Origin of the sequence: Undibacterium pigrum (genome assembly GCF_003201815.1) — a bacterium.
Lineage (GTDB): Bacteria > Pseudomonadota > Gammaproteobacteria > Burkholderiales > Burkholderiaceae_D > Undibacterium > Undibacterium pigrum.
In genome coordinates this window covers 80,324-99,315 of sequence record NZ_QJKB01000011.1, presented here as the reverse complement: position 1 = coordinate 99,315, position 18,992 = coordinate 80,324, and the positions used below count along the sequence as shown (strand labels likewise).

17 protein-coding genes and 1 pseudogene are annotated in these 18,992 nt (G+C 51.3%); 3 read left to right on the top strand and 15 right to left on the bottom strand.

All coding sequences use genetic code 11. The annotated features are described in order from the left end of the window. Positions 1-57: 57 nt before the first annotated feature. Positions 58-1,320 (bottom strand): TIGR03862 family flavoprotein, encoded by a 1,263-nt coding sequence (locus DFR42_RS23920; RefSeq protein WP_110257569.1) that lies wholly within the window; start codon positions 1,318-1,320, stop codon positions 58-60. A gap of 108 nt (positions 1,321-1,428) precedes the next feature. On the opposite strand from DFR42_RS23920, the gene DFR42_RS23915 reads away from it, so the two are divergent. Then, entirely contained in the window at positions 1,429-2,598 is a 1,170-nt protein-coding gene (locus DFR42_RS23915) for a GGDEF domain-containing protein (protein ID WP_110257568.1), read from the top strand. 287 nt (positions 2,599-2,885) lie between these two features. Here DFR42_RS23915 and DFR42_RS23910 read toward each other — a convergent pair whose 3' ends face one another. The 6 genes from DFR42_RS23910 to DFR42_RS23885 all read right to left on the bottom strand — a co-directional run bounded on the left by DFR42_RS23910 (position 2,886) and on the right by DFR42_RS23885 (position 9,693). Then, on the bottom strand, positions 2,886-3,992 hold the full coding sequence (locus tag DFR42_RS23910) for a substrate-binding domain-containing protein (protein ID WP_110257567.1): 1,107 nt from the start codon (positions 3,990-3,992) through the stop codon (positions 2,886-2,888). Positions 3,993-4,321: 329 nt separating this feature from the next. Beyond that, entirely contained in the window at positions 4,322-5,125 is an 804-nt protein-coding gene (locus DFR42_RS23905; RefSeq protein ID WP_110257566.1) for a head GIN domain-containing protein, read from the bottom strand. A gap of 52 nt (positions 5,126-5,177) precedes the next feature. Then, on the bottom strand, positions 5,178-6,044 hold the full coding sequence (locus DFR42_RS23900) for a DUF1700 domain-containing protein (RefSeq protein WP_170133659.1): 867 nt from the start codon (positions 6,042-6,044) through the stop codon (positions 5,178-5,180). 200 nt (positions 6,045-6,244) lie between these two features. Then, a complete protein-coding gene (glpD, locus tag DFR42_RS23895) occupies positions 6,245-7,801 on the bottom strand; it encodes a glycerol-3-phosphate dehydrogenase (RefSeq protein WP_110257564.1) in 1,557 nt (518 codons plus the stop codon). Then, positions 7,798-8,931 (bottom strand): SMP-30/gluconolactonase/LRE family protein, encoded by a 1,134-nt coding sequence (locus DFR42_RS23890; RefSeq protein ID WP_110257563.1) that lies wholly within the window; start codon positions 8,929-8,931, stop codon positions 7,798-7,800. Before DFR42_RS23890 ends, glpD begins: the two co-directional genes overlap by 4 nt. A 144-nt stretch (positions 8,932-9,075) precedes the next feature. Beyond that, a complete protein-coding gene (locus tag DFR42_RS23885; protein WP_245937067.1) occupies positions 9,076-9,693 on the bottom strand; it encodes a hypothetical protein in 618 nt (205 codons plus the stop codon). A 286-nt stretch (positions 9,694-9,979) separates the two neighbouring features. On the opposite strand from DFR42_RS23885, the gene DFR42_RS23875 reads away from it, so the two are divergent. Continuing rightward, positions 9,980-10,636 (top strand): thiol:disulfide interchange protein DsbA/DsbL, encoded by a 657-nt coding sequence (locus tag DFR42_RS23875; RefSeq protein WP_110257561.1) that lies wholly within the window; start codon positions 9,980-9,982, stop codon positions 10,634-10,636. 98 nt (positions 10,637-10,734) lie between these two features. Here the strand turns inward: DFR42_RS23875 and DFR42_RS23870 are convergent, their stop codons facing one another. The 7 genes from DFR42_RS23870 to DFR42_RS23840 form a co-directional block, all read right to left on the bottom strand. Then, entirely contained in the window at positions 10,735-11,133 is a 399-nt protein-coding gene (locus DFR42_RS23870) for a YccF domain-containing protein (protein ID WP_110257560.1), read from the bottom strand. Positions 11,134-11,228: 95 nt separating this feature from the next. After that, positions 11,229-12,452 carry an ABC transporter permease gene (locus tag DFR42_RS23865; protein WP_245937066.1) on the bottom strand — a complete coding sequence of 408 codons (1,224 nt, stop codon included), beginning with the start codon at positions 12,450-12,452 and terminating at the stop codon, positions 11,229-11,231. Continuing rightward, a complete protein-coding gene (locus DFR42_RS23860; RefSeq protein ID WP_110257559.1) occupies positions 12,449-13,204 on the bottom strand; it encodes an ABC transporter ATP-binding protein in 756 nt (251 codons plus the stop codon). The genes DFR42_RS23865 and DFR42_RS23860 overlap by 4 nt, the downstream gene beginning before the upstream one ends. Then, positions 13,204-14,442, bottom strand: coding sequence for an efflux RND transporter periplasmic adaptor subunit (locus tag DFR42_RS23855; protein WP_110257558.1), 1,239 nt, complete (start codon positions 14,440-14,442; stop codon positions 13,204-13,206). Before DFR42_RS23855 ends, DFR42_RS23860 begins: the two co-directional genes overlap by 1 nt. Positions 14,443-14,485: 43 nt before the next feature. After that, positions 14,486-16,039 carry a hypothetical protein gene (locus tag DFR42_RS23850; protein ID WP_110257557.1) on the bottom strand — a complete coding sequence of 518 codons (1,554 nt, stop codon included), beginning with the start codon at positions 16,037-16,039 and terminating at the stop codon, positions 14,486-14,488. Beyond that, a complete protein-coding gene (locus tag DFR42_RS23845) occupies positions 16,039-16,773 on the bottom strand; it encodes an ABC transporter ATP-binding protein (protein WP_110257556.1) in 735 nt (244 codons plus the stop codon). Before DFR42_RS23845 ends, DFR42_RS23850 begins: the two co-directional genes overlap by 1 nt. A 128-nt stretch (positions 16,774-16,901) precedes the next feature. Further along, positions 16,902-17,414 (bottom strand): DUF1269 domain-containing protein, encoded by a 513-nt coding sequence (locus DFR42_RS23840; protein WP_245937065.1) that lies wholly within the window; start codon positions 17,412-17,414, stop codon positions 16,902-16,904. Between the two features lie 348 nt (positions 17,415-17,762). On the opposite strand from DFR42_RS23840, the gene DFR42_RS23835 reads away from it, so the two are divergent. Continuing rightward, positions 17,763-18,515 carry a substrate-binding periplasmic protein gene (locus DFR42_RS23835; protein WP_170133658.1) on the top strand — a complete coding sequence of 251 codons (753 nt, stop codon included), beginning with the start codon at positions 17,763-17,765 and terminating at the stop codon, positions 18,513-18,515. Positions 18,516-18,568: 53 nt separating this feature from the next. Here the strand turns inward: DFR42_RS23835 and DFR42_RS23830 are convergent. Next, positions 18,569-18,960: pseudogene (locus DFR42_RS23830) on the bottom strand (VOC family protein). Positions 18,961-18,992 lie beyond the last annotated feature (32 nt).

Sequence of the window (18,992 nt, the reverse complement as noted above, 5' to 3'; positions counted from 1 at the left end):
GATGCAACGCGGAAACTATTATTGTACCGATTTCTGTACTTGTCAGCAGAAACTATTTCATCCTTCCATATGCGTTTCCAGCCAGTTTGCCAAACCAGTGGCAGCTACCCTGGCAGTCGCGAAACAGGCTGTCAATAAATAGCCACCTGTCGGTGCCTCCCAATCCAGCATTTCGCCTGCAAAAAACAGGCCGGGATGCTGCACTGCCATGAGGTTTTTATCCAGCGCTTCAAAACGCAAGCCACCGGCACTGCTGATGGCTTCATCTATGGGACGGGTAGCATTGAGCTCTACTGGCAAAGCTTTAATGGCCTGCGCCAGTACGCTGGTTTGTGCAAAGTCTGTTTTATCCAGGCATTCATGCAGCAAACTGGTCTTGAGTGCATCCAGGCCCAGACGCGTTTTCAGATGACTGGACAAGGAACGTGATCCACGCGGATGCTCCAGTTCAGCCTGCACTTTTTCCAGTGGTGTGTCGGGTAATAAATCCAGCTCCAGCACGGCTTTACCCTGGCTTTGCAATTGCCTGCGCAAGGCCGCTGAAAGTGCATAAATCAGGCTGCCTTCCACGCCGCTTTCAGTGATGACAAACTGCCCCTTGCGCATGGGCTGGTCACTGCCACTTACCCTGGCAGCCACTGTCAGCAAGGGCTGTCCAGCAAACTTGTCTTTGAAAAAACTAGTCCAGTCCACATCAAAACCGCAATTGGCTGGCAGCAGGTCAGCCACCTCTAGACCACGCTGGCGCAACAAACCGACCCAGGCACCATCAGAACCCAGTCTGGCCCAGCTGGCACCCCCAAGAGCAAATACCTGCGCCTGCGCAGACAGGCTGACTTCACCATCCGGTGTGGCAAAGCGTAGCTGGCCTTGCTCGTCCCAGCCCAGCCAGCGATGCCGCATATGAAAGCGCACACCCTGCTGACGCAATCGATGCAACCAGGCACGCAATAAGGGGGCAGCTTTCATGTCGGTCGGGAATACCCGGCCAGAACTGCCGACATAGGTTTCTATGCCCAGGCCGCTGACCCAGGAGCGCAAGGCTGTCGCATCAAACTGCGCTATCATGGGGGCCAGCACGGCTTCGCGTTCGCCATAGCGTGTCATGAAAGAGACAGAATTTTCAGAATGTGTCAGGTTCATTCCCCCCTTGCCTGCCATCAAAAACTTGCGTCCTACCGAGGGCATGGCATCATACAAATCGACACTTATACCTCGTAAGGCCAGGGTTTCGGCCACCATCAGACCGGTGGGTCCACCACCGATAATGGCCACACTGCTGGCTTGTGTATGATGAGAATTACTCGCTTTTGTTTGCATAAGTTTGCGTCATAATATGATTTTGCATGGTCTGCTTCCCTGCACCTGCAAGCAAAGCTGATTTTTTTATCCGCCTGAATTTACCAGAAGTTACAACCAGGTCCCCCTATGGTCAATCTGGATCGTGCTACGCTAGACTTAGTGGTTGCTTGCATCAGCGTGATTTCCATGCTGGTCATGCTGGCTGTCTGGCACATCAACCGTGACATTCCCGGCACTGGCGTCTGGGCAGCAGCTGCATCCATGGTCGCACCGGCTTTCTTGCTGATACGCCTTATCCCTGTCATCGACATACCCATGTCCCTGATCGTGGCTTTCAATAATTCCCTGACCCTGACCACCACCTTGCTGATGCTGGAAGGCACCCTGCGTTTTCGCGGTTATCCATCTGAACTGCGCTGGCGCTGGGGTCTGGTACTTATCCCCATGTTTGTCTTGCTGGCCTTCCTCAACCGGGACGATATGATACGCCGTTATCTGTTTCATGATGTGATCGCTGCCAGTCTGATGCTGAGTACCGCTTTGATCCTGATCTGGAAAACCCGCGATCTGGATTTTCTGGGAGCAGCCATAGGCGCATTTTCCCTCATCATCATGGCGGTGGGTTTTCTCATGCGCTGGCATCTGGCTTTCATTTCAAACAACAATGCTGAACTGGCCAGGCATCCCCTGCTGAACTTCATCTATCTGATCGTGGTGCTGTGCTTACTGGGCTGGACTTATGGCGTCAGCGTCTGCTGCAATCTGCGCGCCCAGAAGAGCATACTGGAAATGGCACGCGAAGACGTGCTGACCGGCTTGCCCAACCGCCGCCATGTCGATGAAATGCTGGACAAGGCCATCGCCCAGAGCAGTCGCAACCAGCAAGGCTTTGGCTTTATCCTGATAGACCTGAATCATTTCAAGTCAGTCAATGACCGCTTTGGTCATCAGGCAGGAGACTTGTTGCTCAAGGAAGTGGCAAAGCGCCTCAAAAGCTTTTGCCGCCATGCCGACTTTGTGGGCCGCATAGGCGGCGATGAATTTGTCGCCCTGACCTTTGGCGTCAATCAGGAATCGCAACTCGACAGCACCCTCATGCGCCTGAAAAAAATACTCGAAGGCCCCTGCATCATACAAGGCCACAGCGTAGAAGTAGAAGCCGCCCTCGGCAGCGCCCTCTTCCCCACCGATGGCCGCAGCGCCGACAAACTCATGCAAGTCGCCGACCAGCGCATGTACATCGACAAGTCCGTCCCGGAAAACATCCTTGCAGCCGTAACCCAGGGCGCACGATAGTGCTTACACAAAACCGCCCCAGCTGCGTTGTAGCTCCTAGCCGTACTAAAGTACTGTCTTCGTCGCTACGCCTTGCTGGGACAATTTTGTGTAAGCACTACAAAAAACAAAAGCCGAAAAAATCCGGCTTTTAAACATTCAACAGTCGCCAAAGAAGCCTGAGTAAGCGTAGCGAGCGGCGCTAGTTTGACGAAGTTAAAATTCGGAAGCGCAGTCGTACTTCGGTACAACGACGAATTTACCAACTTGCAGACTCAAAATCGCGCCGCGCAGTAGCTTAATCAGGCTTACTTTGACCAGAATCTTTGATAATGCGTGCGGAAATCATTCGCCGGCTCGAACATATTCTTTTGCCCACCATCATAAGCAATATTTTGCGCTGTCACCAAATGTGGCGTGCCCACAAAGCCGCTATGTTCTGCACCTGAAAATGCGCGGTTCAATTCATCGACGATTTGCCAGGCTTGCATGGACAGAGGTTCAGGCACAGTGCCAGATTGCAGGCTGTTGGCACGTATGCGCTTGTAGGCAGTCTGGGATCCATCACCGGCAGAAACGCCTACCAGTTTATTGTTTGCTATCAGTGCGGCTGTGGCAGGCACTTCCAGCAAATCGAAATAAAAGTCATTGACGCCTATCGCATGTGTCCATTTGGCACCATGGCGCTTGACCAGGTTTTCTACCACACCCTTCATTTTGACATTGGCGTCAATCAGCGGAACGTCTTCCAGGCTCAGTAATTTACAACCTTCGCACTGGCGTATGGTTTCTACGATGGCACTGGATTTTGCCAGCAGATAAGGATTGGTGGAGTCAGTAAATACAACGATACCCGCCTTGTTGTTTGACTCTACCACTGCATACAAGGCAGCCACTTGCGCAACCTCTTTGGGGTTGGTCGCAATATTCGTGAACAAGCCATCAGTAGGGCCGCTCTTCACGGAAGCATGCCAGCCAACCACTGGCACCTTGGCCTTGGTGGCCGCCGCCAGGCCTTTGCTCTGGCTGCTGACATCAACGCCAGCCAGAACGATGCCATCGGCTTTCATGTCCAGCGCCTGGCTGATAATGGCTGCCCCCTGGTTGCAACGACCGCGACAATTGATGGGCAAGACTTCCCAGCCAGCAGAGGTACTGGCTTCACGCACGCTATTGAATACCGTATTGACACCCGCATCACTCAGATCAGAAGCGATAAAAATAATTTTCTTTTTCTTTTGCAGTTGCGGTCCGTCAGCGGGACCTTCCCAGCGATTTTTCACAGAAGCAGCCCTGGCCACCTTGGCATTGGCGCGGCTAAGAAACTGCATGGGATTTTCTTGTGCAGCGGCAGCACTGATGAAACTGAACACAACAAACAACGCGGTCAAGCACTTACTTTTAGTAGCAGTCATGATTCTTGGCTGGTCAGGTTGGTAAAAAATCTGTAGTTACGCAAACTTCAGTTCGCACAAACTTTAATTCGTGATTGAAACAAATACTTACAACTGCGCAATGATTATTGCAGAAAAAAGCATCAAGTAAATAGAGTTTCAATACCAAGCAAACAGCGTCGAACATTAAGCAGAAAATTCAACGATACAAAGAATAAAATTTTCCACAAGTAAAAATTTCCTGTGGAAAATTTCATTCTTTTTAACAACATCGACTTTCACTAACCAATTAACAACAGTTCAAGCTGCACCAAATTGGCTCAATTGCTGCAAATAGCGTGAAAACAAGCTCAATCCCAATGTACGTCAGCTGAACCCATGCGTTCTACATTGCGCTTTGCCGGATTACCTGTGACATGGACGTCGCCACTGCCTGTCACCTTCAGCTTGATTTCCTGGCTGGCAAACACTTTGCTGCTGGATGAGCCTGTGGATTGCAGATTGACTACGGCGCTCTTCAATGCACTTGCTTTCAAATCGCCAGAACCTGATATTTTGACATTCAGATTTTTAACCTGGCCTTTCAGTATGCTATCGCCAGAACCATGCGAGGTCAGCTCCAGCGTGTCTGCATTCCCCACACCCAGGTTCAGGTCACCACTGCCATTGAGACTGGCAAATATTTGCTGATATTCGCCATCAAGGTTGATATTGCCTGAGCCTTGCAGGCTTACTTCGAGTTTATTGCCTTTAAAGCCTTTGATGATGGCATCACCACTGCCGGAAGTCTGCAGTTTTTCCAGACCAGGCAGACTCAGTTCTATCCTGGTTTGCTCGGTTTTTCCAACTGATATATAGATCCCGCGTGTGCCTACATACAAGGTATTGCCCTCCAGCCTGGTGGTCACACGAGACACCAGCTTGGCATCCCCCTTGACCAGCAATTCTGGTGTGCTGGCCTGCTTCAGCGTCAGATCTATAGGGCCGCTGAGTATGACATTGACGATGGATGCCGTAACAGGACGAACCTCACTTGCTGCCGAGCCGGCCACGCTTACCGTGGCTGCATGCGCCCGGATAAAAACCACACTGGATGCTGTCAATACGATGGCCAAACCCAGCATGCCTATACCTGTACGTATAATGTTTTTCATTTTGTTCTCCTGATACTAAAAACCTAAAAAAGAATACTGCAAATCTTGCTTGTCAGACTGCATGGCCAAGATGCAATTGAGACAAGTTCCAGCGTAAATAATGTTTAAAGCCTATAAAAGTGTATTTGGTGATGAACATGCTCAGCATCATCAAGATGATGGAGCTCAACAGTAAACCAAGGCCCGTGAACAATTTTTTACCTGAAAAATGATTACCAACTTCTATACGCAGGTTTTCTGAATGATGCTCAGCCGACTGGATCACTGGTGGTGACGGTGGGGTAGCCGGGGTAGCTGGAGTAGCTGGCGATATTGGCGTCACTGGCGTTGTTGCTGTGCTTGCTGAGACTGACCTGGAAGCCGCAATTGTGGATGCAGTTTCATCACTTTCCTTCATATCTTCACCATCGATCAAAATACCAGTTTCTGTCACATCTACCCTGACATTATGATTTTTCATGCGTTTGCGCTCTTCATGGCGGTGCACTTGATGTTTGCTGGCAGGCAGCTCAAAACTGAATTGCTCGACACCGGAAATACTGGCAGCAGTCATGCCTATACCCACTACGTACATGCCCAATGCCAGTATATAGGCGGAGCACAAGAGGCTGAAATAGGTGATGGCCGGGATCAGCATGAATACATTGAAGATCATCAAGCCTATCAGGGCGACTAGCAAACCAGCGATATTGCCAAGGCTGAAATCGCTTTTCAATGCCTGATATTTGCTGCTGGCTTTCTTTTGTACTGCCACCAGTTCAGGCTTGGGCAAGCTGGCAGCTATTTCTTCTTCTGACTGGCCTGCAACCAGAGCATCGACAAACTTGCGCTCATACGTCCACATGGTTTCTTCGATAACGCTGGCTGGCAAGCCTTCCAGTGCCAGACGCAGTGCGTTCATGTATGCAGTCTTGTTCATCGCCATCTCCCAGTATTTGATTTGATGGGATCAGAATAAGCAAACGACATGAACCAGGCTACAGACATGCGACAGTGCGCAAATTTCTGGGGATAAACTGCGAAACTCAGGGACAGGCCGCAACAGAATTTTCAGCAAAAAATAGGAACGATATTAGTTTGCTACGTCTATGGCAAACCCGGTATTGCCTGCTGCGTCTGCTACATCTGCTGCATCTGCTGTGCATTGGCATCCAGCCATTCCTGCAAGCGGCTGCTGTCTTCCCTCAGCAAATGCAAACCCAGGCGGCTGCGACGCCAGAGGATGTCATTCACTTCACGTGCCCATTCATGCTTCACCAGATAAGCTGCCTCGGCAACATACAAACCGGGCAACAGCAAATCTCCCATGTCAGCGAGAGAGTATTTATCCTTCAGCAAAACATGGATACGGCTGCCATAAGCATGGGCATAGCGCTCTGTCAGGTGAGGTGGTAGCCAGGCATATTGTTGCTGGCATTGTTGTATGAACAAGGGGAATTCGCTAACGGCGCGGTTTTCCGGTACATCGCCATAGATATCGCCACCGGGCAGGCAGGCATGCTCAGTCCAGGCAGAATTGGCATTGTTGAGCAAGGGTGCCAGCAAGGACAGAGCTTCTTCTGCCAGTTTGCGGTAGGTGGTGATCTTGCCACCAAATACATTCAGCAAAGGCGCACCGGCAGTATCAAGTTCCAGACTGTAGTCACGGGTCAGGGCGGCGGCTTTTTCCTTGCCCGCTTCGACTGCCTCTTCTACCAGTGGGCGGACGCCGGAATAAGACCAGAGTACATCGGCAGGGCTGATGGACTGGGTAAAATAATGACTGGCCAGGCCACAGAGATAGCTCACTTCTTCTTCACTGATCGCTACTTCATCGAGCGAACCCTGGTAATCCAGGTCGGTCGTACCTATCAGGGTAAAGTTTTGTTCATAGGGTATGGCAAAGACGATGCGGCCATCCGGGTGCTGGAAGATATACGCATAAGGGTGATGAAACAATCGCTGTACAACGATATGACTACCCTTGATGAGGCGCAAGTGTTTTGCTGCCCCCTGATGCAAAACTTGCTGCAAGGTGTTGATGGCCCAGGGCCCGCTGGCATTCACCAGGCTGCGGCTTTGTACCACCATCATGCTGCCATCGGCTTTTTGCAATTGCGCCAGCCAGTGATCGTCTTGCCGCCTGGCCGATACGCAACGGGTGCGGGTCATGATGGTGGCCCCTTTTTCTGCCGCCTGCATGGCATTCAGGACAACCAGGCGGGCATCGTTTACCCATCCATCCGAATAGGCAAAACCGCGGCGAAAATCAGCCAGCAGGGGTTGGCCTGCAATATGTTTTTGTAAATTGACGACTTCCGCACCGGGCAGCAATTCGCGTTTTGCCAGATGATCGTAGAGGAATAAGCCTGCCCTGATCATCCATGCCGGACGCTGTCCTTTATCGTGCGGCATGACAAAACGCAAGGGACTGATGATATGCGGGGCCGAACGCATGAGCACTTCACGCTCTTGCAAGGCTTTGCGTACCAGGCCAAATTCATAATATTCAAGATAGCGCAAACCACCATGGATGAGTTTGGTTGAGGCCGATGAGGTATGCGAAGCCAGGTCATCTTTTTCACACAGCAACACACTCAGGCCGCGCCCGGCAGCATCACGGGCGATGCCAGCACCATTGATACCACCGCCGATGACGAGTACATCGACTTCGAGCATGGCCGGCTTGCTCTTCATTTTTTGACCAGATGATTCGGTAGCCAGCCTATGCCATGGGCATGCAGGCTCTGGATATACAGGCGGTCTTCCGTCTCGGTGACGCCCGTGGTTTCAGGGTATTGCCCGGTAGGGTCCTGCAAGTCAGCCAGGATCTTGCCAGCCTCATTGAATGCCAGCACATGACCATAGGCAGGTGGCACTGGCCACAATACGCGCGGCAGACGCAGGGTAATGCTGCGCAGCCAGGGTTTCTCCGCCATATTGTCTATTGCTGAACCACGTGGCTTGGCCAGACCCAGCCAGATACGGCCATCAAGGCCACGCATGAGATTGTCGGGATAACCGGGCAAATCACGCAGCAAAATGCTGGCCAGTTTTTTATCCGGCTTGTTTTTCAGGTGCAGTTCTTGCGCGGCGATCGCTATTTTCCAGAGTCGGTATTCACCGGTTTCAGCCACGATGAGGCTTTGTTCATCAGCACTGAGTACCAGGCCATTGGCAAAACACAGACCATCAGCGATCAGGCGTGTCTGCTTGCTGGCCGGGTCATATTCAAGAACCCGTCCGGTAGAAGAATGTTCAAGAATGTCGAGTACGCTGGCATGGAAGGTACCGCCAGATTCTTTCGCACCAAAGCGTTGCGATGCATCGGTGAAATAAATCTTGCCGGTTTTTGCGACTACCACAGCGTCTGCATACAAAATCGGGCTATCACCGATCTTGTCGGTCAGCACAGTGATTTGCTTGTCTGGTGCAATCGAAAGTATGCCGCGAAAGGCATCGGCTGCAATCATATTGCCCGCAGCATCAAACATGAAACCCAGTACCCGGCCACCGGTATTTACCCAGACTTCACGCTGGCTGCCGTCGGCTTGCATGCGCAAAATTGCACCTGAGGTAACGGCGGCATACAGCTTCCCATCCGGACCTATGGCGATATGTTCGGGGCCGGTTTCTTCGCCTATTTCTATGGTTTTCAGCGCAGCCAGTTTTTCATTGCGTGCATGTGGAGGTGAATAACCGGCGAAAGGAGTGGCCTGCCAGGCAACCGGGTTGATAGGTACTGGCGCCAGCAAAAGATAGGTAAAGACAATAGCCAGCAAGGCCAGCACCAGGATTAACAGACGTATTATCCATTTCTTCAACACTCATCTCCTCGCATTTCAAGGCAAAGCCAGCGGGATACCCAAGGGAGTATCCAGGCAATTCTGTATTTTGCACTGTCCGGATAATATTTTGATATTTATTTTACGAGATGTTGCAATGAAGCAGAAAAAGACCTCACCTGCAATTTAACCAAGGCAGCGTACTGCATCATAGGTACGCAACCAGGTCATTTGCAAAACACGGGCATCATTGCTGGCGCGGTGGCGGGAAATATTCAAGTCTTCCTGCACCTGGTGCTTGGTTGCATGCCACAAACTCTCTTGCTGGGGGCTGATGATTTCGCGCATATCTGCCAGACGGAAATTTGGCACCCTGTCGACGGCATCATACAGGCGCGCCATCCAGACATAGTCCTGGGTCCAGCCATCGGTATATACCGTCAGCCCGGCCAGCAGGGTATTGAGCTGCTCTGTCACCAGGCTGGCTGACTTGCCCCGTTCGACCAGTATTTCACGCGGAATACGGTGTATGCGGGCGGCGTGGATATCCCAGTGCTGCCAGTCGGATTCAGGCCGGATGAGTGTGCACCAGCCTTCTCCATGACGACGCGAGAAGCCTACCTCGATAGGGTAGCTGCCTTTGCCAAAGCCTGAGGCTTCAAAATCAATCACGATGGGCACGGTCATCATTGCATGTACTCCACTGGGCGATACTGGCGGACGATGGGTGACGGCTGGATGATGGAACAATGCCTGCAAAATCACCGGGCACATCGATAAGCAATGGGCCAGCGCAAGAGTCATTATCCATCTTCATTTTTCTACGAATATGAGCATCATGCAAGTTTTTGCGCAAAATTCTGCGGTTTACATGGGCATTTAAAGATATTTCATGAATATGTCGCAATTTATAGCCTGGCTGTATCAGGTCACAGCTATATTCGTCAATTTTTGTCAATAATCATCGACATTCGTGAACAATTTGCCAGAAAGTCTGTCAAAAAACTGAACGCTTTCGCGCCTGCGCTGCCAGATAGCAAAATTCTGGTAAGCTCAGCAACTTGTTTTGCTCTACCTTAAAAGGAAATTCATGCGCTTCTTACGCTTACTGCTTATTACCCTGGGTTTTGTCTCTGCGACAGCACTCGCCTCGCCTGCATCTCCCAAGGAAGGTGCGGACTTCATCAGCCTGAAAAACCCGCAAGCCACGCAGGCGACAGGCAAGAAAATTGAAGTCATCGAGTTTTTCATGTACCACTGCCCAGCCTGTAATATGCTGGAACCTGTGGTCAATGAATGGGTGAAAAAACAGGGTGACAATATCGTCTTTCGTCGCATCCATTTGCCACTGACCGGTGAAAAAGATCCGGAAGCGCATCTGTTTCTGACGCTGGAAGCAATGAATCTGGAAGCCAGCCTGCATGCCAAAGTACTGGCTACCTGGCATGTGGAAAGAAACCGCCTGAGCAGTGATGACGACAATATCGCCTGGGCAGTAAAAAACGGTATCGATAAAGCCAAGTTCCTGAGTTTTTACAATTCCTTCTCTGTCATCAGCAAACTGAAGAGCCTGGGCAAGCTGGTTGCCACTTATCAGGTCGACAGTACACCAACCTTTGTGGTTGACGGCCGCTTCCTGACCAATCCTTCCATGATAGGTTCAGCCAACGCCAGTATCCCGCGTGAACAACTGGGTCAGGCAACCATGCAATTGCTGGACAGTTTATTGGTGAAAAGCAAGAAATAAGCTTGGTCACTTTGTCGTAAAGGCTCAAGCCAAACAAAAAAAGCTCAGGATGAAAACCCTGAGCTTTTTTGTTTGGCTCTGCTGCATCAAAGCCTGTATCAAGACCTGTCCACCACCGTCTTGCCTATAGGTGCCACGGCTATCGCTGCCAGTTTCAGATGCTGGAGACCAAAAGGTATGCCTATGATGGTGACAAAGCAAAACAGCGCAGATACAAGATGTGCCAGCGCCAGCCAGACACCTGCCAGGACGAACCAGATGATATTTCCTATCATGCCCAGCGGCCCTGTTCCTATATCTTCTTGTCCGCTGAGATCAGCACGGTTCACGACTTCCTTACCAAAAGGCATGAAGCTCAAGTTCCCGATGACGAAACAAGCCCTGCCCCAGGGTATGCCTATGATGCTGATGAAAGCGATCAGACCCGCCAGCCACCAGCCCAGCCCTGTTACAAAGCCACCCAAAATCAACCACAGGATATTGCCTAACAAGCTCATAAATTACTTTCTCAATGATTAAGATTCTACATTTTATGTTCAAGAAATCCGAATAAGCAGAAAATAAGCAGAAAAATTGGCAAACAAATCACCACTCACTCATAGCGCAAACAATCCACAGGCAATAAACGTGAGGCGCGGCGTGCCGGATAAAAACCAAAGAAGATGCCAACAAAACTGGCGAAGCCGCAGGCCACCACCATGGCTTGCAGACCTATGATGACTTCCAGTTTACCGGTAGAGGTAATTGCTGCAGCACCCGCCAGGGCCAGCAAGATGCCTATGATGCCGCCAACCAGACAAATCACCACGGCCTCGGTCAGAAACTGCAGTAGCACATCCCGCGGCTTGGCACCTATCGCCATGCGTATGCCTATCTCGCGGGTACGCTCAGTGACTGACACCAGCATGATATTCATGATGCCTATGCCACCCACAATGAGTGAGATGGCACCGATGGCACCCAGCATCGCTGCCAGGCCGGCACTGATCTTGGCCCCTGTCTCGGCGATTGAAGCCAGGTTGTCGATACGAAAATCATCTTCCTGCCCAGCCTTGATATGGTGGCGGTCACGCAGCATGTCCTTGATATCTTCCTCGGCATCTTTCAACTGCTTGTCGCTCTTGCCCTGCACCACCACATAATGCACATTGCGCGGGAAAGGGCTGCGCATCAGCGTGGCACGGGCCGAGGTAATTGGAATCAGCACCATCTCACCAAGGTCGCCACCATCAAACATGCGGCCTTCCCCCTGCAAGACACCGACCACCTGGAAAGGCACATTGTCTATGCGCACAAACTGGCCTATGGGATTATCCTTGTAAAAAAACTGGTCAGCCAGTTTCTTGCCTATGATGACCATGCGCGCTGCGCCACGAATATCAGAATCGCTGAATTCATTACCCTGATCTACTTTCCAGTTACGCACCTTGAACATTTCTGGCGTGACACCAAGCACGGCATTATTGGAATTGTCATTACCTACCGTGAGCTGGAAGAAACCCTGCAAGGCTGGTGCAGCACCATTGAGGCTGCTTAATTCATTGAGCGCCACTGCGTCTTCGACAGACAAAGAAGGAGCTGTACCTGTGCGCGCCCTGACACCTTGCGTGCGATTTGCACCGGGGGAAATAATCATCAGATTACTACCCAATACTTCCAGTTCCTTGGCAATGAATTTCTTGGCGCTTTCACCAACTGCCAGCATCATGACGACCGAGGTAATACCAATCACGATGCCCAGCATGGTGAGTGCTGTGCGCAAGCGATTGGCGTTCATGGAACGGAAAGCTTCTATAAAAACCTGGAGGAAATTCATTTTTTCTCCACCTGTGTTTCTGAGTATTCAGCGTGCGAAGCCGCCAGCTGGCGCAAGCCTTCTGCTGCCGGGCCATCGTACAGGACATGGCCATCCTTGAGCCGCACCAGACGTTTGCTATAGGCTGCAATATCCGGTTCATGCGTGACCAGCAGGATGGTGATGCCGCGCTCGGCATTCAATTGCTGTAACGAACGCATGATATCTTCGCTGGTCTGGGTATCGAGGTTGCCGGTAGGTTCATCTGCCAAGATCAGTGGTGGATCAGCTACCAGGGCGCGGGCAATGGCGACGCGCTGTTGCTGGCCGCCAGACAACTGGTTGGGCAGGCGTTTGGCATAGTCTTTCAGGCCCACTCTTTCCAGCTCCACCAAGGCTTTCTTGTGCGCCTTGTCACGCCCTGCACCTGCATAGATCAAGGGCAAAGCCACGTTTTCAGCCACGCTCATGCGTTTGATGAGATTGAAGCTCTGGAATACAAAGCCTATGGTGCGGTTGCGTATGGTGGCCAGTTCGGCGCGTGACAAACTCAGGGTATCGACACCATTGAGCAAATAAGAACCACTGGTGGCCTGGTCCAGGCAACCAAGGATATTCATGAGCGTAGATTTACCGGAACCGGATTGCCCCATCACGGCCAGGAAATCGCCACGCGGCACCTGCACGTCTATGCCATGCAAGACCTTGGTCTCCACGCCACCAGAGAAATAACTTTTGGTGACCTGGCGTATGGCTATCAGGGTATCGCTCATCAGCGTGCTCCGGCTTTATCCAGCGCACGGGTAATGACTTTATCACCTGGCTTCAAGTCACCGGAAATGACTTCGGTATATTTGAAATTGGATAAACCGATTTTGACATCGACAGTTTTTGCCTGGTTCTTGTCATCAAGTTTATAGAGTTTGAAAGTGCGGGTCAGGTCTTTTTTGGTACGGAAAGCCACGTCATCATCGATCTCAGGCGCGGGCAAATTGGCGCTGGCTGAAGAAGATGCTGATGATGATGCAGAATTTTTTTCCTTGTCCTTGAGTGCCTTGGCTTCTTTTGCCTGCTCTTCTTCGCTGGGTTTATAACGCAGGGCTGCGGTAGGTATGCGCACGACGTTTTCACGGCTGCCAACGACCAGGCGTACCTGTGCTGTCATGCCAGGCTTCAGCAATTCATCCTTGTTGTCGACATCCAGCACCACGTTATAAGTCACCACATTTTGCTGGACATTAGCGGCGAGGCGGAACTGGCGCAGCTTTGCTTCAAATTCACGGTCAGGATAGGCATCAACAACGAAGCGTGCAGGCAGGCCATCTTTCAGGGAGCCGACATCGGCTTCCGAAACGCTGGTGTCTATCTGCATCTTGGTCAGGTCACGCGCAATCTGAAACAAGTTGGGCGTCTGGAAAGAGGCTGCCACGGTTTGCCCCATGTCTATGGTGCGCTTGATGATGACGCCATCTATCGGTGAACGGATGACGCTGTTATTCAAGTCAGCCCTGACACGGTCAAGTTGCGCACGCGCCAGTTTGATATTCGCGTCCGCGACTTCCACTTCACGCCTGGCCTGGTCCATGGCTGTGCCAGATATATAGTTTTGCGTCACCAGTTTCTGGTTACGGTCAAGGTTGGCCTGTGCCAGACGTTTCGATGCCTCGGCCGATGCCAGGCTGGCTTCGCTTTGCTTGATCTGGGCATTGAAGATGGTGGGGTCAAGCTTGAGCAAGACCTGACCTTGCTTGACGCGGTCATTGAAGTCGGCTTTCAACTCCACCACCGTGCCGGATACCTGCGAGCCTACATTGATCAATGCCACCGGATTGAGTGTGCCACTGGCAGTGACCGTCTGGGTGATATTGCCCTTGTCAGCGACGGCGGTCTTGTATTTGGGCTCTTCTTCCCTGGGCTTACCAGTTTCTTTTTGATAGTAGATGGTGCCAGCAATACCTGCAAGCACTACGGCAATAGCGACAAAAACACGTTTCTTCGTGAATACAGGCATGGAAGCATCCCAAATTGTTAGGTAAGCAATAGACCGGATATTATCAATTTCGTTCAATACGGGAAAGCCAGGCGATACCTACCAGCAGCAAGGCTATCGACAGGGGCACCAGGGCCCAGACACCAAATAACATGCCAGCCACAATACAGGCGGCCCAGAAAAAACTGGATGCAGTCTCAAGCAAACCCGCGATCAGATGCGTTTGTCCACGCTTGTTGAACTGGCTACGGCTGGCCGCTTTGGATTGCCACAAATGGATCAAGGCGGCACTCAGCATGGCCGCCAGGGTGCAGGCTATGACTGCCAGGCCCAGCACAAATTGTTTTATTAACAGCCATAACAAGACTGGCGAGATCAGTAACATGACCGGCAATATAGCTGCCAGCAATTTGCTGGTGAGAATAAATCGGGCTTTGACAGGCGCGGCTAACAACAAGTCAGGTGCATCTTCTGCTGAGACGATAATCCAGGTCAGCGAACCAGTCATCAATGCAGCCATGAAAACCAGACCCGATGCCATACTGGGCAATAAAGAAGTGGACTTGAACATGGCAAAAATCAAGGGAGTCACATACAGTACATGCAACAAGACTTTGGAAATCAGATTGGAGTCGCGAGCAATCAAACGCCATTCCTTGAGGATGATGGCAGCACGCAAACTACGACCAAAATTGGCCGCTTTATCACGCGACTTACCTGCGTCAGATACCGTTAGCTTGCGTGGCCGTCCGACAGCCTGCTGTACCCCTCGTATGAAAAAGCGATGCGTGGATTGCGTAGTCAGCACAAAAACCATGGCACTGAATAACAGTAGTCCGCCTATCGCAGTTGGCGAACCAAACAAAGCCCTGGAGGGCAGCCAGATCACGCTATCGGCATCCAACAAGCCACCTGGCTGAAACCAAGGCAGGATATGCTGCATGAGTCGCGCGCGAACATCATTCCCCAAATTGCCAAATAACTGTATGACGAGAAACATGCTGGCTCCTGTAAGAGCCGCAAGAATTTGTGCCACGGTTTTGGTCTTGCGTATACCAAGGCTTTTTACCAGAGTCAGAGTCAGCGACATGGCCAATGCTGCCGCCAGTATAGACATGGCCAGCAAGACTGGATAAATCCCCAGCCAGCGCCATTGCCCAAGAAACAAGCCTGTATTCGCCACTGGCGTCAGCAAGGCAAAAAACCAGATGCCGACAGAAAAAACAATACCAGTCAGTTTAACCTTGAAAATAGTGACTGATGACAGCGGCGAAGAGAGTAATAAATCCAGATCGCCACGCTCAAACAAGGCCTTGACACTATCTGTCAAGCCCATGGACAGCATGAAACTGAATACCGCCAGCATGGCGACACCCGCCCCCATCAATAAAGAAGTTGGTAAATCTGCTTGCAAGGGTGGTAACTTGCGCATGAAGAACCAGACGCCAGCGTGGGCAAAGACATACATCAGGCCTATGACCCACATGCCAAACACCGACATGCCACGCACTGCTGCCTGACCAGGCTTGCTATCGCCCTTGTCATAAAAAGCCAGACGGCATTCATGCGCCAGCAACCAGAGAGCATTCCCTGGTTTGAACCACGGCTTGCGCGACATTATGCGGGCTCCGTCAATTGCAGGAAAACTTCTTCCAGCGTCCCCGCAGTCTGGCTGGTTTGCTGACGTAACTCTTCCAGAGTACCTTCGGCGATAAGCTTGCCGTTTTGTATGATGCCTATGCGTTCAGCCAGGCGCTCTGCCACATCGAGTATGTGGGTAGTCAGAATGACCGTACCGCCTTGTCTGACATGGGTCAGCAAGACATCCTTGACTTGCCGGGCAGCGGCGGCATCCAGACCAGTAAGGGGTTCATCGAGGATGATGAGTTCAGGCTGGTGTATCAAGGCCCCGGCCAGTGCCAGTTTTTGCTTCATGCCACGCGAGAAACCCTCGGTCAGTTCATCTGCATGTTTGAGCAAATCCAGCCATTCCAGCAATTCGCGTGCCTTGGGTTCGGCGACTTCGGCAGCCACGCCCCACAGACCAGCAACAAACTCCAGATACTCCATCGGTTTGAGCTTGTCATACAGCATGGGGTCATCAGGCAGATAGGCCAGCTTGGATTTGGCCAGAGCAGGATCGGCAGCCAGTTCCTGCCCCAGTATGCGCACGCTGCCACTATCCGGAGAAATCAGGCCAGCCACCATACGCAAGGTCGTGGTCTTACCCGCACCATTTGGCCCCAGCAAGGCATACAACTCACCACGGCGTACGGTGAGATTGAGGTTCTCTACGGCGGGGCGGCCAAAGTTCTTGCAAAGCGCGTGCAACTCCAGGGCAGTAGCTGTCATATCCGGCAATATTGTTTAAAAAACAGCCATTGTATGCCGAATTCGCGCTATGCAATCAGGTCGTTTCAGGACTCACAAGAATACCCCACTCCCCTGACCGGGGAGTGGATGCATGGATCATATCCAGGCTAGCTGAACACTGGCACCTGCGGATCAACACCACCAAAGCAGATTTCCGGATGGCGATTACTGACGAGTTGCTGGATCTCAGTGATGCGTTTAAAAGGCACATCCACCATCAGCAAGACTTTGCCGCTTTCTATATCTTCCAGAAAAGGCTTCAGGCTGGAACGCGGGATGGACTTGGCTGCCTTGGCCGATGCCCATGAGCCAAACAGGGCGCCACCAATGGCAGATACCAGCACTGCAAGTATGCGCATCTCCATGCTTTCAGGCGGGAAGATCAGCCACAGGCAACCTGCCAGCAAACCTGCGATGCCACCGATGAGCATGCCAACTTCTGCACCATGTACCAGGTCGGTTTTTTGAAAAGAGTTCGCTTCCGGCATATCGGCAGGCAGCATGCCTTCCCGCGCACAAAAATGCATATGTCGCTCGTCGATACGGGCAAGTAAAAGCTCATCCATCATAGCCCTTGCACTGCCCAGGTCAGGCAACATGAAATACAGTCTGCGTTTCATGACTATCTCCATAGATTAAGAAAGCACCGGGGCTTTGCAGAGATATCGCGGTGACCAGGATGGTCAGGGGACAAGACAGCAGGCATCGTTTTTTCTTATGCAGGGAAACGACAGCATGTGCAAAGCCTCAAATTCGTTATAGACAATCCGCAGCAAAATACAAATGGCAAATTGCTCTCTATTTTTCACTCATTCATAAGCAAAAATCACGACAATTGCTCAGAATTCACTTGACCGGTTTAAACATAGTCTGAATACTAGAATTTCTCTGCGCACATGATTTTTTCTCAGCCTTACTGGCTTAGTAAAATGACCAAAAAATGCCTACATTTGCAGTTTGGGACTGAGATGAAAAAATTCATTTTCCTGCTTGCTATTGTGCTCAGCCTGCTCTGTCAGGCACAGCTTCCTGCGGATGCGCAAATCAAATGGGTGACGGCAGAGTTACCGCCCTATCTCTGGTTGCAGCACAATGCCCCACAAGGCTATGTCTATGAACTGATAGTAGCCATGTCTGCGCAAATCGGGCGCAAACCCGATCTGAGTATTTACCCCTGGGCCAGAGCAGTCAAGATGACCAAGGAAGGCCGTAACTATGGGGTCTTTCCTTTGGAAAGAACTGCAGAACGCGAAACCAGCTACAAATGGCTGATACATCTGGGTACCGCGCCAAACCGCTTTTTTGGCAAGCGGTCTAACGCCGCCGGAGTCGTGAATATAGAAGGCGCCTCGCTGGAACAATTGCGCGGTTTGCGCGTAGGCATAGTACGCGGCTCTTCGCTGGAAAAAGAATTGCACGCCCAAAATTTCAGAAATATCCAGTATGAAAAAGATTATCAAAGCTTGCTGAAGCTTTTGCAGCTGGGTGGCCTGGATGCGATTTATTCAGGTTATTCCATCATGACATCGGCGATAGAAGAATATGGCTTCCGCCTTGAAGATTTTACTACTGGGCTGATGATGGGCAGTGGCGAACTTTACATGGCCACTTCGCTCAATGTCAGCGATGAAGAAGAACGTGTCTGGCGCAAAGCATATGAAGCCTTGCAAAAAGATGGCACGGTACAAAAGCTGCGCAAAAAATATTTTTCCTGGGAATAAGCCCCGCTTTTTTTACAAAGCGAGGTTTGTCAGGGTGAAAACAAAGATGGCTATTATCCTCCCATGGGCGTACACAATTCCACCAGGCTGCCATCAGGGCAACGCAGGTAGGAAACCACCTGGCCCCAGGGTTTTTCAGCAGGAGCAGACAGTTCCTGCGCGCCAGCAGCAATAGCCTGCGCATGTGCAGCGACCACATCTGTCGTGGTAAACGCGACTTCCATCCCCAGCGGTTTTTCTGAACTATGCGCCGCCACATGGCCACAGGAATAATTCATGTCACCCATGGCATGTGCTGCAAATGCCAGCGTCGTGGCGCCTGTATCAAGTTCGCCATACATGCCGGACTCGTGCAAGAAACGCGTAGAAAATCCAAAGGCTTTTCAAAGAATGCCAGCGATGCAGCAACATCGGGGACATAGATAATGGTGTAGGCAAAGTTCATGATGCTTTCCTTAATTTTGCAGCATTGTGAAC

What these genes read in the sequence shown, in the direction of transcription:
- DFR42_RS23920 (WP_110257569.1), bottom strand. Translation starts at nt 1,320, where the DNA reads ATGCAAACAAAAGCGAGTAATTCTCATCATACACAAGCCAGCAGTGTG.
- DFR42_RS23915 (WP_110257568.1), top strand. Translation starts at nt 1,429, where the DNA reads ATGGTCAATCTGGATCGTGCTACGCTAGACTTAGTGGTTGCTTGCATC.
- DFR42_RS23910 (WP_110257567.1), bottom strand. Translation starts at nt 3,992, where the DNA reads ATGACTGCTACTAAAAGTAAGTGCTTGACCGCGTTGTTTGTTGTGTTC.
- DFR42_RS23905 (WP_110257566.1), bottom strand. Translation starts at nt 5,125, where the DNA reads ATGAAAAACATTATACGTACAGGTATAGGCATGCTGGGTTTGGCCATC.
- DFR42_RS23900 (WP_170133659.1), bottom strand. Translation starts at nt 6,044, where the DNA reads ATGAACAAGACTGCATACATGAACGCACTGCGTCTGGCACTGGAAGGC.
- glpD (WP_110257564.1), bottom strand. Translation starts at nt 7,801, where the DNA reads ATGAAGAGCAAGCCGGCCATGCTCGAAGTCGATGTACTCGTCATCGGC.
- DFR42_RS23885 (WP_245937067.1), bottom strand. Translation starts at nt 9,693, where the DNA reads ATGACTCTTGCGCTGGCCCATTGCTTATCGATGTGCCCGGTGATTTTG.
- DFR42_RS23875 (WP_110257561.1), top strand. Translation starts at nt 9,980, where the DNA reads ATGCGCTTCTTACGCTTACTGCTTATTACCCTGGGTTTTGTCTCTGCG.
- DFR42_RS23870 (WP_110257560.1), bottom strand. Translation starts at nt 11,133, where the DNA reads ATGAGCTTGTTAGGCAATATCCTGTGGTTGATTTTGGGTGGCTTTGTA.
- DFR42_RS23865 (WP_245937066.1), bottom strand. Translation starts at nt 12,452, where the DNA reads ATGAATTTCCTCCAGGTTTTTATAGAAGCTTTCCGTTCCATGAACGCC.
- DFR42_RS23860 (WP_110257559.1), bottom strand. Translation starts at nt 13,204, where the DNA reads ATGAGCGATACCCTGATAGCCATACGCCAGGTCACCAAAAGTTATTTC.
- DFR42_RS23855 (WP_110257558.1), bottom strand. Translation starts at nt 14,442, where the DNA reads ATGCCTGTATTCACGAAGAAACGTGTTTTTGTCGCTATTGCCGTAGTG.
- DFR42_RS23850 (WP_110257557.1), bottom strand. Translation starts at nt 16,039, where the DNA reads ATGTCGCGCAAGCCGTGGTTCAAACCAGGGAATGCTCTCTGGTTGCTG.
- DFR42_RS23845 (WP_110257556.1), bottom strand. Translation starts at nt 16,773, where the DNA reads ATGACAGCTACTGCCCTGGAGTTGCACGCGCTTTGCAAGAACTTTGGC.
- DFR42_RS23840 (WP_245937065.1), bottom strand. Translation starts at nt 17,414, where the DNA reads ATGAAACGCAGACTGTATTTCATGTTGCCTGACCTGGGCAGTGCAAGG.
- DFR42_RS23835 (WP_170133658.1), top strand. Translation starts at nt 17,763, where the DNA reads ATGAAAAAATTCATTTTCCTGCTTGCTATTGTGCTCAGCCTGCTCTGT.